The sequence below is a fragment of the Streptococcus mitis genome, assembly GCF_003942995.1.
Taxonomy (GTDB): Bacteria; Bacillota; Bacilli; order Lactobacillales; family Streptococcaceae; genus Streptococcus; species Streptococcus mitis_CV.
In genome coordinates this window covers 18,155-30,457 of record NZ_RJOH01000001.1, presented here as the reverse complement: position 1 = coordinate 30,457, position 12,303 = coordinate 18,155, and the positions used below count along the sequence as shown (strand labels likewise).

Here is a 12,303-nt window from a genome sequence, read left to right as displayed (position 1 = left end):
CCTCCTCTTCTCGTTTTCCTTTGACAACAAGAAAAACCTTTACCATATATGGAAAAGGTCAATAATAGACTAAGTATCGTTCCCTACGCTGGCATTACCCAGATCAGGTGCGGTCGAAGTTTAACACTTCCTCTCAGACTGTACACAGACTCCCATATATTATATGGACATATGATAGCGTAAAACAAAAAAATGTCAAGGAAACTGCTTACAGAAAAGAGTAGGAAATTTTCCTACTCCAATTTTCTATACTCGTACTCCATCACTATTTACTCTGTAGCCATCCACTGTCGTATTGACAGCTAAGGCGCCTGAAGAGTAAGAATAATACCACTTACCAGATACTTGGTACCAGCCCGTTTTCATTGCACCTGAACTATCTAAATAATACCACAGACCATTTTCCTTTAACCAGCCTGTCTGCATTTCACCAGATGATTTCAAATAATACCAACTAGAACCATCTTTCAGCCAGCCTGTTGATTTAGACCCATTTGATTTAAAATGATACCAACTACCATTTATTTTCTTCCAACCGACAGTTGAACTGTTATTGGATCCATAGTTAGAGCTATTTCCTGATTGATTCTGATAATTCTGTGAAGAAGTCAATCCCTCTAGCTGGATATAGCGACGACTTCCATTATAAGCCGTATAACTCAACCACTTGTATCCGTCTTTTTCGAGAATTTGATCATAATGAACATTCTCCCCAGGATAATAGTAATCAATCGCAGTTGCGCTAGCTAGAGGCTGATTTTTGATAGCAGCCTTAGTCTTAAAATAATGTGTTCCTCCTGTTGAAACTGAGGATTGACTATTCCCAACACTGCCACCAGCTAAATCTTTAAAATGAATAAAACCAGTCATAGTATTCGCCTTCACGACGCGCTTATTGTAAGATTCCCTTATTCCATAATTGTATTCTTCAATCTCAATCTCATCTCCTATTACATTTGACACCCAGGCAACATGACCATAAGTTCCTACAGTCGACCAAGCAATGGAGCCAATCGCTGGTCTATTATCTACACGATAGCCTTCACGACGAGCACGATAGCCCCATTCATTCGCATTCCCATAAGCAGCCGGAATCTCAAAACCATTGACATTACTCAAACGAAAGGCTGCAAAAGAAGTACATTGACGAGAATACATGCGCCACTTATCAATCTCCTGGCTCCCATTTTTATAATGAGCAGGATAATCATCCCCACGCGCAATTGATCCATTTCCTCCGGAATAGGCATATACACTATTACCCGCTGCTAACATCAATCCTACTACTAAAAAGGGAACAACCTTTTTAGCTGATTTTCTAAAAGAAAATCTTGTCTCTGCTACTTTAAATGGTGAAATTTTCATTCTTCCTCCTTGAAAAATAATATAAATCGAAGATTACCTTCACTTAAACTATTCGGAGAAAAAAAGAAAAAGTGAGAAAATTTCTCACTTTAGTCAAGATAATGAATCAAATTCTTTTCTGTAAGGATATCTGAGTAAGTAAAGGATTCAACGTAAACATTAGCTTGTTTATCTCCTTCAACGTTCCCAAATTCAACGATAAATAGGGATGGATAAACCTCAATTAGCTTACCCAATCTATTTTTTTGGCGCTTACGACCATTCTCCAAAGTCATTTCTACGACTTGTCCCTCATGTGCCTTGATTTCTTCTTTTATTTTTTTCATCTTGGCTACATCTGTAAATGCATCTGACATCTTATGCCTCCCTCTTTGAGATACTTGAAAATTTATTGTATTCTTTTTGGAAAATTAATTCCACCGTTCCACGAGCTCCACTACGGTTTTTCTCGATAATAACTTCTACCTTATTATTTGGTATGCCTTCCTCTTCTTCACCACCACGCTCATAGTAGTCGTCGCGATAAAGAAAGGCTACGATATCAGCGTCCTGCTCAATAGACCCAGATTCACGAATGTCAGACAAGACCGGTCTCTTATCCTGACGTTGTTCTACACCACGAGAAAGCTGACTTAAAGCGATTACTGGAACCTTCAGTTCCTTAGCTAAAATTTTCAACTGACGTGAAATTTCTGAAACCTCTTGTTGACGATTTTCCCGACCAGTTCCCGTGATAAGCTGCAAATAGTCTATTAAAATCAAACCAAGATTTCCAGTTTCTTGAGCCAATTTACGAGAACGAGAGCGAATCTCTGTAATCCGAATCCCTGGCGTATCATCGATATAGATACTTGCATTAGCTAGGTTCCCTTGAGCAATGGTATATTTTTGCCACTCCTCATCAGTCAATTGACCCGTACGGATAGAATGCGACTCTACCAACCCTTCTGCCGCAAGCATACGGTCTACTAGACTCTCTGCACCCATTTCGAGCGAAAAGATAGCAACCGTTTTGTCCAACTTAGTCCCAATGTTCTGAGCAATATTCAAGGCAAAAGCTGTCTTACCAACCGCTGGACGGGCTGCTAGGATAATCAACTCCTCCTCATGAAGTCCAGTCGTCATATGATCCAAGTCACGATAGCCTGTCGCAATACCTGTAATATCGGTCGTTTGTTGCGAGCGAGCTTCCAGATTTCCAAAGTTGATATTCAACACATCTCGAATGTTCTTAAATCCACTTCGATTAGCATTTTCGCTGACATCAATCAGGCCTTTTTCTGCCTGAGCAATGATTTCATCAGCTGGTTGCGAAGCCTCGTAAGCTTGATTGACAGACTCTGTCAACTTGGAGATTAATCGACGTAGCATGGCCTTCTCTGCAACAATCTTAGCATAATACTCCGCATTAGCAGAAGTTGGCACAGAATTGACAATCTCAACCAAGTAAGACAGGCCACCAATATTCTGTAAATCACCTTGATTATCAAGAATGGTACGAACCGTTGTTGCATCTATAGCATCGCCACGATCGGATAAGTCGACCATAGCTTGGAAAATCAAACGATGGGCATACTTAAAAAAGTCCCGAGACTCAATATATTCTCGCACAAAAACAAGCTTACTCTCGTCAATAAAGATAGCCCCTAAAACGGATTGCTCAGCTAAGATATCTTGAGGTTGTACTCGTAACTCTTCTACTTCTGCCATCAGACTTCCCTTCCTTTTACAATCTTGTCAAGAAAGTGTAAATTTACCCTTCTTTCACACGAAGATTGATTACACTTGTAATATCTTGATAGATTTTCACTGGTACATCAATCAAACCAACTGCTCGAATCGGAGCTTGTACTTGGATATGACGTTTATCAATCTTAATTCCAAATTGCTTTTGCAATTCTTCTGCAATTTTCTTATTGGTAATGGAACCAAAGGTACGACCATCTGGACCAACCTTTTCAACAAATTCTACAATAGTTTTCTCTGCTTCTAGTTGGGCTTTAATTGTTTTTGCTTCTGCAATCATCTCAGCGTGAGCTTTTTCTTCAGATTTTTGTTTACCACGAAGTTCACCTACAGCTTGAGCAGTCGCTTCTTTGGCTAGATTCTTTTTGATAAGAAAGTTTTGCGCATACCCTGTTGGCACTTCCTTAATTTCGCCTTTTTTACCTTTTCCTTTAACATCTGCTAAAAAGATTACTTTCATTCTTCTTTCTCCTTTTCCTTTATTTCATTTAATACAATTTCTGTCAGTTTTTCACCTGCTTCTGACAAGGTTGAATCCTTAATTTGAGCTGCTGCCAAATTAAAGTGGCCTCCACCTCCCAGCTCTTCCATTATCCGTTGTACATTCAGCTTACTACGACTGCGAGCTGAGATAGAGATAAATCCTTGTGTATTCTTCGCAAGAACAAAACTCGCTTCAATACCTGACATAGCTAATAGGGCATCTGCTGCCTTACTAATAACAACTGTATCATAGCATTTCGAGTCCGTAGCCTCTGCTATCAATACATCTGAACCTAATTTACGCCCCTGTAAAATAAGTTCATTGACCTCACGATATTCTTCAAAATCCGTCGCAGCGATTTCCTGGATAGCAATACTATCGCTTCCGCGCGTTCTGAGATAGCTAGCAACATCAAATGTCCGACTAGTCACTCGTGAGGTGAAATTTTTAGTATCCAACATCATACCAGCCATCAAGACACTTGCTTGCATACGACTCAAACGATTTTTCTTAGAATTCTGGAACTGAATCAATTCCGTTACCAACTCACTGGCACTGCTTGCACCACTTTCGATATAAGTGATAACTGCATTATCTGGGAAATCCTGATCCCTTCTGTGGTGGTCGATGACGATGGTTTGAGTAAACAAATCATAAAATTCTTTTGATAAAGTTAAAGCTGTCTTTGAATGGTCAACAAGAATCAACAAAGAACGATTGGTCACCATCCCCATTGCGTCCTTAACAGACAACAACTTTGTAACTCCTTCTTTTTCTAAGAATGAAACAGCTCGTTCAATATCCGGCGACATTTGTTCTTCGTCATAAATAGCATAGTTATTTTGAGTCACATTGCTCGCAAACAACTGCATGCCTACAGCAGAACCCAAAGCATCCATATCTAGATTTTTGTGACCAACTACAAAAACCTGATCCACACTACGAATCTTATCTGAAATAGCCGTCATCATAGCACGCGTACGAGTCCGTGTACGTTTGATTGAGGCAGCAGATCCACCACCAAAATAAACTGGATTTTTCGTTTCATCGTTTTCCTTGACAACCACTTGGTCGCCACCACGTACTTCAGCCAAGTTCAAGTTGAGCAAAGCAACTTTCCCTATCTCATCATGATTTCCATCACCATAAGAAAATCCCATACTTAAGGTCAAAGGCAACTGTCTCTGTTTCGACTCTTCTCTGAAAGCATCGATAACAGAAAATTTATCATTCATCAATCCCTCAAGCACCGTGTAGTCTGTAAATAAATAAAAACGGTCCATACTCACTCGACGGGAGAACATGGCATGCTTCCCAGCAAATTCTGAAACAAAATTGGCTACAAAACTATTGATATGACTGATATCAGACTCCGATGTTTCATCTTCTAAATCATCATAGTTGTCAACGGAAACGATCCCAATCACAGGTCGACTCGTTACTAACTCAACAGTCGCTTCGTATTCTCCAGACACATCAAAGAAGTAAAGAACTCCAGACACCTTGTCCATATGAACCGAATAGCGAGTCTCACCCAAGGTGGCATAAGAACCTGGATTCCCCACAGAAGCCTTGATAATTGTTTGAATTAATGCAACATCAATCTCGCCCACTTCATTAGTCAAAATCAATTCAGCATAAGGATTAAACCATTCAACTTCACCTGACGACAAGTCTAATTTAATAACTCCAACAGGCATCTGTTCTAACAAGGTTGTCAAACTTTCTTCAGCTTGGTGGTTTACATACTGGATTTGTTCTACTTCACTCCTTGAGTAGTAGTCTCTCTGATGGATGAACAATAAAATATATGAACCCAAAATAAGTAGCAAAAGAAATAGCGTTACCAGTGTATTCGTTACAAAAACAAGTTGCACAGATAGCACTCCGAACGCCACTATTCCTAATATTAAGGGGAAAATAGGACTTACATAAAATTTTTTCATTCCAAACCTCTTGGCACCCATTATACCATAATAACCACCAAAAAGCGACTTTTTAAAAGTGTAATCAGTAATTCTATCAATTTAAGAAAAAGGAGGTTTACAATTCAGTAAACCTTCCTTTACACATATTGAAATTAAGATTCTTTAACTTCTAACAAACCAATTTCTCCATCTTCACGACGATAAATCACATTGGTTGTTTGATCTTCAACATCCACATAGATAAAGAAATCATGTCCCAGCAAATCCATTTGTAGAATAGCTTCTTCCAAATCCATTGGTTTTAAATCAATTTGTTTTGAACGAACAACTCTAGACTGGACAACATTTGGATCTTCCACCAAAGCATCTGTAAATAATTGACTAGTTGCTACCTTATTTTTATTTTTACGCTCGATTTTTGTTTTATTTTTACGAATCTGACGTTCAATTTTATCGGTTACAAGGTCAATTGAACCATACATATCTTGGGACACATCTTCTGCACGAAGAGTAATTGAACCAAGTGGAATTGTCACTTCCACTTTAGCAGTTTTTTCACGATACACCTTCAAGTTAACTCGAGCATCCAACTCTTGTTCAGCTTGAAAATACTTTTCGATCTTTTCGAGTTTAGAAACTACATAATCACGAATTGCTTCTGTTACTTCTAGGTTTTCACCACGGATACTATATTTAATCATATGAGTACCTTCTTTCTAAACATTTTTGTTTTTCTGATTTCATTATAACGCTTTCATTTTATTTTTGCAAATTTTTTCCTCATCTTACAAGGGAAAATGTTTTTACATCCTTAGCACCAGCATATTCCAGCAGTTTCTTCACACGATTTATAGTTGTTCCTGTAGTATAAATATCATCTATAAGTAAGATTTTTTTAGGAATAGTGACTTCACTTTTAATAAAGAACGGAAGTTCTGTCGCCAAACGTTCTGAGCGACTTTTAGAAGAACTAGCTCTCTCTTCTCTTTTCTCTAATAGATCCAGATACTTGAAACCTGCTGCTTCAACTAAACCTTCAACCTGATTAAATCCCCTCTCAAGTAATCTTTCAGGACTTAGGGGAATTACGACAAATTGATACTCTTTGTACTTTTTTAACTCCTCACTTAAAAATGAAGCGAACACTTTTCTTAAAAGGAAGTCTCCATCAAACTTATACCGACTGAAAAAATCCTTCATAGCTTGATTGTAAGTAAAAATCCCTCTATGACTGACCTCAACTCCTTCTTTACACCAAAATTGACAATCTTGACACTTTGTTGACAAACCTGTTTTCATACAGTTTGGACAGTGCTCTTCTCCAATTTTCTCAAAAGTAGAATCACAATCTAAACAAAGACAGGAAACATCATTCCTCAGAAGTAAGAGACTACTAAAAGTTAAAACAGCCTTCATAGTCTGCCCACACAATAAGCACTTCATAGCCCCGCCTCCTTGTTCATCTGCTGAATTTCCTTAATTGCCTTCTTGATTGAAGTATTTAATCCATCATGGAAAAAAAGCAAATCTCCTGTCGGTCTGTCCATACTCCGACCGACACGTCCTCCAATCTGTATTAAACTAGACTTGGTAAACAGACGATGATTGGCCTCTACTACGAAAACATCCACACAAGGAAAAGTAACACCACGCTCTAGAATAGTTGTGCTGATGAGTATAGTCAGCACCCCATCTCGAAAAGCTTGTACCTGCTCTAATCGATTTTCTGTGATAGAAGATACAAAGCCAATTTTCTCATTTGGAAATTGCTCCTGTAAGATTTCTTTTAGTTGCTCTCCTTTCTTAATTTCTGATGCAAAAATGAGTAACGGATAAGCTGTCTTTCTCTGTTTCTCAATATAAGTCTTTAACTTTGGTGACAAACGATTTTTATCCAAATAGCAATTAAAATCCGATAACCAAACTGGCTTAGGAATAATCAATGGATTCCCATGGAATCGTCTAGGTAAGCTCAATCTTTTTAATTCTCCTAAACAGACTTTCCTATCTAACTCATCTGTCGAAGTCGCTGTTAAAAAGATTCTCAGCCCATTTTCCTTTACACTATTCTTGACAGCATGGTAAAGCGTTGGATTGTCAACATATGGAAAGGCATCTACTTCATCCACTATCAGCAAATCAAAAGCTTGATAAAATTTCAATAACTGATGAGTCGTCGCAACAACTAATGGGGTTCGGAAGTACGGTTCTGATTCTCCATGTAGAAGAGCTATCTCGCAAGCAAAATCATCTTGCAGGCGCTTGTACAGCTCCAAACAAACATCTATGCGAGGACTGGCCAAACAAACTGCACCACCCCTATTAATCACCTTAGCCACAACTTGATAAATCATTTCTGTCTTTCCAGCCCCTGTCACCGCATGAACTAAAGTTGGCTCTTGCTTGTCTACTGCTTGAATCAGTCCCTCTGACACCTTCTCTTGAAAAGGAGTTAATTGACCACGCCATTTAAGAACATCCTGTTTAGGAAAATCCTCCTGCGGAAAATAGTATAAAGCTTGGTCACTCCTGACTCGCTTCATCGGCAAGCACTCTCGACAATAGTAAGCACCGATGGGCAAATACCATTCTTCTAGAATAGTACTATTACAACGTTGACAGACAAGTTTCCCCTTCTCCTTTCTCATTGCTGGAAGTTTCTCTGCCAACTGACGTTCTTCTTCAGTTAATTCATTCTCCGTAAACAAACGTCCGAGATAATTTGGATTTACTTTCATACTTCTTTATTCGTAAAAATCTAGCGCTTTAGATGATTTTTTAGTACAATTAAATCATGGAATTTAGAACAATTAAAGAGGACGGTCAAGTCCAAGAAGAAATCAAAAAATCACGCTTTATCTGTCATGCCAAGCGTGTTTATAGCGAAGAAGAGGCTCGTGACTTCATTACCACCATCAAAAAAGAACACTACAAAGCGACGCATAACTGCTCTGCTTTTATTATTGGAGAACGTAGTGAAATCAAACGTACAAGTGATGATGGTGAGCCTAGTGGTACTGCTGGCGTTCCCATGCTTGGGGTACTAGAAAATCACAACCTCACCAATGTCTGTGTGGTCGTAACACGCTACTTTGGTGGCATTAAGCTAGGCGCTGGAGGATTGATTCGTGCTTACGCCGGCAGTGTCGCCTTAGCTGTCAAAGAAATTGGCATCATTGAAATAAAGGAACAGGCTGGCATTGCTATTCAAATGTCCTACGCTCAGTACCAAGAGTACAGTAACTTCCTTAAAGAACATAATCTCATGGAGCTGGATACAAATTTTACAGATCAAGTCGATACGATGATTTATGTTGATAAAGAAGAAAAAGAAACTATTAAAGCTGCACTTGTAGAGTTTTTTAATGGAAAGGTCACTTTAACTGACCAAGGTTTACGCGAAGTTGAAATTCCTGTAAACTTAGTGTAAACAATGGATAATGCCGTGTTTCACTGACATTCTCACCGCTACTTCAATTAACAAAATAAAAAGATGTTTGACAAGACCTACTAGAAAATGAAGCAATTCAAAAAGAAAACGGATATCGTTCCACTTTACACCTATTTATTAGAATTAGCTTATCACAATCGGTTGAAAATTAATGGCTTAAACCTGTGATATAAAAAAATCCTATCACTTCGATAGGATTTCTATATTTTACAAATGGTATAGATAGCGTTATACTAGAGATATCTTATACAAAGAGGTATTCATATGTCTATTTATAACAACATTACTGAATTAATCGGTCAAACTCCGATTGTTAAACTCAACAATATTGTGCCAGAAGGTGCTGCAGATGTCTATGTAAAACTTGAAGCATTTAACCCTGGTTCTTCTGTAAAAGACCGTATTGCTCTTAGCATGATTGAAAAAGCTGAACAAGACGGTATTCTAAAACCGGGTGCTACCATTGTTGAAGCAACAAGTGGAAACACTGGTATTGGACTGTCATGGGTAGGTGCTGCTAAAGGGTATAAAGTCGTCATCGTTATGCCTGAAACTATGAGTGTAGAACGTCGTAAGATTATCCAAGCCTATGGCGCTGAACTCGTCCTCACTCCTGGTAGCGAAGGAATGAAAGGTGCTATTGCCAAGGCCCAAGAAATCGCTGCTGAACGTGATGGTTTCCTTCCTCTTCAGTTTGACAATCCAGCTAATCCAGAAGTACACGAAAGAACAACAGGAGCTGAGATACTAGCTGCTTTCGGTAAAGATGGATTAGATGCCTTTGTTGCTGGAGTTGGTACCGGTGGAACAATTTCTGGTGTTTCTCATGCACTCAAATCAGCAAATTCTAACATTCAAGTTTTTGCAGTAGAAGCAGACGAATCTGCTATTCTATCTGGTGAAAAACCTGGACCACACAAAATTCAAGGTATCTCAGCTGGATTTATTCCTGATACACTTGATACTAAAGCCTATGATGGTATCGTTCGTGTAACATCAGACGATGCTCTCGCACTTGGACGTGAAATTGGTGGAAAAGAAGGCTTCCTTGTTGGTATTTCTTCAGCTGCAGCTATCTATGGAGCCATAGAGGTTGCCAAGAAATTAGGTACAGGTAAAAAAGTTCTTGCTCTAGCACCAGATAACGGTGAACGTTATCTCTCTACAGCACTCTATGAATTTGAAGTGTAGTCTCCTAAATACACTTAGCCCTTATTATAGGGCTTTTTATTTATACCTTAAAAGTCCCTATAAAGATCGACTGCATAGAAAAAAGGAAGCAATTTGGCTTCCCTTTTTATTATTAGTTATTCAAGGCTGCTGCCATTGTAGCTGCAACTTCAGCTTCAAAGTCGTTTGCAGCTTTCTCAATACCTTCACCAACTTCAAAGCGAGCGAACTCAACTACTGAAGCGTTAACTGATTCAAGGTATGCTTCAACTGTCTTGCTGTCATCCATGATGTAAACTTGTGCAAGAAGTGTGTAAGCTTGGTCAACTTTAGTGTTGTCAAGCATGAAGCGATCCATTTTACCTGGGATGATTTTATCCCAGATTTTTTCTGGTTTGCCTTCTGCAGCCAACTCAGCTTTGATATCAGCTTCAGCTTGCGCAATTACTTCATCAGTCAATTGTGCTTTTGATCCATATTTCAAGTGTGGAAGAGCTGGTTTATTAACCATTGCACGGCTTTCGTTGTCTTGGTCGATAACGTGGTTCAATTGTGCCAACTCATCTTTAACGAATTGCTCATCCAATTCTTTATAAGAAAGAACTGTTGGTTTCATCGCTGCGATATGCATTGACAATTGTTTAGCAAGAGCTTCGTCTCCACCTTCAACAACTGAAATAACACCGATACGTCCACCGTTATGTTGGTAAGCTCCAAAGTGTTGTGCGTCTGTTTTTTCAATCAATGCAAAGCGACGGAATGAGATTTTTTCTCCGATAGTTGCTGTTGCAGATACGTATGCAGCTTCAAGAGTTTCACCTGAAGGCATTGTCAAAGCAAGAGCTTCTTCATTGTTAGCAGGTTTTCCTTCGGCAATAACTTTAGCTGTAGTATTTACCAATTCAACGAATTGAGCGTTTTTCGCAACGAAGTCAGTTTCAGCGTTTACTTCAATAACTGCTGCAACATTACCGTTAACATAAACACCAGTCAAACCTTCTGCAGCAACACGATCAGCTTTCTTAGCTGCCTTAGCCATACCTTTTTCACGAAGCAATTCAATCGCTTTTTCGATGTCACCGTCTGTTTCTACAAGCGCTTTTTTAGCGTCCATAACACCGGCACCAGATTTTTCACGCAACTCTTTTACAAGTTTAGCTGTAATTTCTGCCATTTTGATTCTCCTATATTTTTTAAAAATAGGAGAGCCGGGCTAAGCCCCGCCCTCCTAGGTAATTACTATTTATATGAATTAAGCGTTGTCGCCTTCTACAACTTCAACGATTTCTTCAATTGAATCTGCTTGAGTTTCTGAAGCTGCAAATTCTGCTTCAACCGCTGCTGCATCTTCACCCTGACGTCCTTCGATGATAGCGTCAGCCAATTTAGCTGTAATCAATTTAACAGCGCGGATAGCGTCATCGTTAGCTGGGATGATTACATCGATATCATCTGGATCAGTGTTTGTGTCAACCATCGCTACAACTGGGATTCCCAATTTTTTAGCTTCTTTAACAGCGATTTGCTCTTTATGTGGGTCAACTACGTACATCACATCTGGAATACGAGGCATATCTTCGATACCACCCAAGAATTTTTCAAGACGTGCACGTTGTTTGTTAAGAAGTGCAACTTCTTTCTTAGGAAGAACTTCGAAAGTTCCATCTTCTTCCATACGTTTGATTTCTTTCAAACGAGCGATACGTTTTTGGATTGTTCCCCAGTTTGTAAGAGTTCCACCCAACCAACGGTGGTTGATGAAGTATTGACCTGAACGTACTGCTTCTTCAGCAACTGCATCAGCTGCTTGTTTCTTAGTACCAACAAACAATACAACTGCATCGTTAGCTGCTGCATCACGCATGAAGTCGTATGCTTGGTCAGCGTATTTTACAGTTTGTTGCAAGTCGATAACGTGGATTCCGTTACGCTCAGTGAAGATGTACTTAGCCATCTTAGGGTTCCAGCGACGAGTTTGGTGACCAAAGTGTACACCAGCCTCAAGAAGTTGTTTCATTGAAATTACTGCCATGAGTATTTCTCCTTTTTGTTTTTTTCCTCTTCTTGACTTCAACTCGCAAAACGACCCAAGGGCAACTGTTTCACAATTCATCAAGAATGAGTATTATCGTTCACACGACAAGTTTCATTTTACCATA

12 protein-coding genes, 1 pseudogene and 1 riboswitch are annotated in these 12,303 nt (G+C 39.1%); of the genes and pseudogenes, 3 read left to right on the top strand and 10 right to left on the bottom strand.

All coding sequences use genetic code 11. From position 1 onward, the window contains the following. Positions 1 to 63 precede the first annotated feature (63 nt). A riboswitch (TPP riboswitch) is annotated at positions 64 to 166 on the bottom strand. An 80-nt stretch (positions 167 to 246) separates the two neighbouring features. The 8 genes from cbpD to D8836_RS00115 all read right to left on the bottom strand — a co-directional run bounded on the left by cbpD (position 247) and on the right by D8836_RS00115 (position 8,261). Further along, positions 247 to 1,365 carry a choline binding-anchored murein hydrolase CbpD gene (gene cbpD / locus D8836_RS00150; protein ID WP_125392816.1) on the bottom strand — a complete coding sequence of 373 codons (1,119 nt, stop codon included), beginning with the start codon at positions 1,363 to 1,365 and terminating at the stop codon, positions 247 to 249. 89 nt (positions 1,366 to 1,454) lie between these two features. Then, positions 1,455 to 1,721, bottom strand: a complete 267-nt coding sequence (locus tag D8836_RS00145) for a Veg family protein (RefSeq protein WP_001278169.1) — start codon at positions 1,719 to 1,721, stop codon at positions 1,455 to 1,457. A gap of 1 nt (position 1,722) precedes the next feature. Next, the gene (dnaB, locus tag D8836_RS00140; protein ID WP_004263550.1) at positions 1,723 to 3,075 is read right to left on the bottom strand and encodes a replicative DNA helicase; all 1,353 of its coding nucleotides are present in this window, start codon (positions 3,073 to 3,075) and stop codon (positions 1,723 to 1,725) included. A 43-nt stretch (positions 3,076 to 3,118) separates the two neighbouring features. Then, positions 3,119 to 3,571 (bottom strand): 50S ribosomal protein L9, encoded by a 453-nt coding sequence (rplI, locus tag D8836_RS00135; protein WP_125392815.1) that lies wholly within the window; start codon positions 3,569 to 3,571, stop codon positions 3,119 to 3,121. Then, positions 3,568 to 5,541 carry a DHH family phosphoesterase gene (locus tag D8836_RS00130; protein WP_125392814.1) on the bottom strand — a complete coding sequence of 658 codons (1,974 nt, stop codon included), beginning with the start codon at positions 5,539 to 5,541 and terminating at the stop codon, positions 3,568 to 3,570. Before D8836_RS00130 ends, rplI begins: the two co-directional genes overlap by 4 nt. 134 nt (positions 5,542 to 5,675) lie before the next feature. Then, positions 5,676 to 6,224, bottom strand: a complete 549-nt coding sequence (gene hpf / locus D8836_RS00125) for a ribosome hibernation-promoting factor, HPF/YfiA family (RefSeq protein WP_000599100.1) — start codon at positions 6,222 to 6,224, stop codon at positions 5,676 to 5,678. A gap of 79 nt (positions 6,225 to 6,303) precedes the next feature. Then, entirely contained in the window at positions 6,304 to 6,966 is a 663-nt protein-coding gene (locus tag D8836_RS00120) for a ComF family protein (protein WP_125392813.1), read from the bottom strand. Then, a complete protein-coding gene (locus tag D8836_RS00115; protein WP_125392812.1) occupies positions 6,963 to 8,261 on the bottom strand; it encodes an ATP-dependent helicase ComFA in 1,299 nt (432 codons plus the stop codon). Before D8836_RS00115 ends, D8836_RS00120 begins: the two co-directional genes overlap by 4 nt. A gap of 56 nt (positions 8,262 to 8,317) precedes the next feature. Between D8836_RS00115 and D8836_RS00110 the strand changes: the two genes are divergently transcribed. From D8836_RS00110 to cysK, 3 genes and pseudogenes are all read left to right on the top strand, one after another. Continuing rightward, positions 8,318 to 8,953 (top strand): YigZ family protein, encoded by a 636-nt coding sequence (locus tag D8836_RS00110; RefSeq protein ID WP_125392811.1) that lies wholly within the window; start codon positions 8,318 to 8,320, stop codon positions 8,951 to 8,953. 93 nt (positions 8,954 to 9,046) lie between these two features. Beyond that, positions 9,047 to 9,142: pseudogene (locus tag D8836_RS11300) on the top strand (PH domain-containing protein); the annotation flags it as partial. A 96-nt stretch (positions 9,143 to 9,238) separates the two neighbouring features. Further along, positions 9,239 to 10,165, top strand: coding sequence for a cysteine synthase A (gene cysK, locus D8836_RS00100; protein ID WP_084930569.1), 927 nt, complete (start codon positions 9,239 to 9,241; stop codon positions 10,163 to 10,165). Between the two features lie 112 nt (positions 10,166 to 10,277). Here the strand turns inward: cysK and tsf are convergent, their stop codons facing one another. Together tsf and rpsB are read right to left on the bottom strand one after the other, a co-directional pair. Next, positions 10,278 to 11,318, bottom strand: coding sequence for a translation elongation factor Ts (tsf, locus tag D8836_RS00095; protein WP_033682512.1), 1,041 nt, complete (start codon positions 11,316 to 11,318; stop codon positions 10,278 to 10,280). A gap of 78 nt (positions 11,319 to 11,396) precedes the next feature. Beyond that, positions 11,397 to 12,176 carry a 30S ribosomal protein S2 gene (rpsB, locus tag D8836_RS00090; RefSeq protein ID WP_014017378.1) on the bottom strand — a complete coding sequence of 260 codons (780 nt, stop codon included), beginning with the start codon at positions 12,174 to 12,176 and terminating at the stop codon, positions 11,397 to 11,399. Between the last annotated feature and the right edge of the window lie 127 nt (positions 12,177 to 12,303).

Excerpts from the sequence above, each read along its gene's own strand:
- tsf (WP_033682512.1), bottom strand. The coding sequence starts at position 11,318 with ATGGCAGAAATTACAGCTAAACTTGTAAAAGAGTTGCGTGAAAAATCT.
- dnaB (WP_004263550.1), bottom strand. The coding sequence starts at position 3,075 with ATGGCAGAAGTAGAAGAGTTACGAGTACAACCTCAAGATATCTTAGCT.
- D8836_RS00110 (WP_125392811.1), top strand. The coding sequence starts at position 8,318 with ATGGAATTTAGAACAATTAAAGAGGACGGTCAAGTCCAAGAAGAAATC.
- D8836_RS00115 (WP_125392812.1), bottom strand. The coding sequence starts at position 8,261 with ATGAAAGTAAATCCAAATTATCTCGGACGTTTGTTTACGGAGAATGAA.
- rpsB (WP_014017378.1), bottom strand. The coding sequence starts at position 12,176 with ATGGCAGTAATTTCAATGAAACAACTTCTTGAGGCTGGTGTACACTTT.
- hpf (WP_000599100.1), bottom strand. The coding sequence starts at position 6,224 with ATGATTAAATATAGTATCCGTGGTGAAAACCTAGAAGTAACAGAAGCA.
- D8836_RS00120 (WP_125392813.1), bottom strand. The coding sequence starts at position 6,966 with ATGAAGTGCTTATTGTGTGGGCAGACTATGAAGGCTGTTTTAACTTTT.
- rplI (WP_125392815.1), bottom strand. The coding sequence starts at position 3,571 with ATGAAAGTAATCTTTTTAGCAGATGTTAAAGGAAAAGGTAAAAAAGGC.
- D8836_RS00145 (WP_001278169.1), bottom strand. The coding sequence starts at position 1,721 with ATGTCAGATGCATTTACAGATGTAGCCAAGATGAAAAAAATAAAAGAA.
- D8836_RS00130 (WP_125392814.1), bottom strand. The coding sequence starts at position 5,541 with ATGAAAAAATTTTATGTAAGTCCTATTTTCCCCTTAATATTAGGAATA.
- cysK (WP_084930569.1), top strand. The coding sequence starts at position 9,239 with ATGTCTATTTATAACAACATTACTGAATTAATCGGTCAAACTCCGATT.
- cbpD (WP_125392816.1), bottom strand. The coding sequence starts at position 1,365 with ATGAAAATTTCACCATTTAAAGTAGCAGAGACAAGATTTTCTTTTAGA.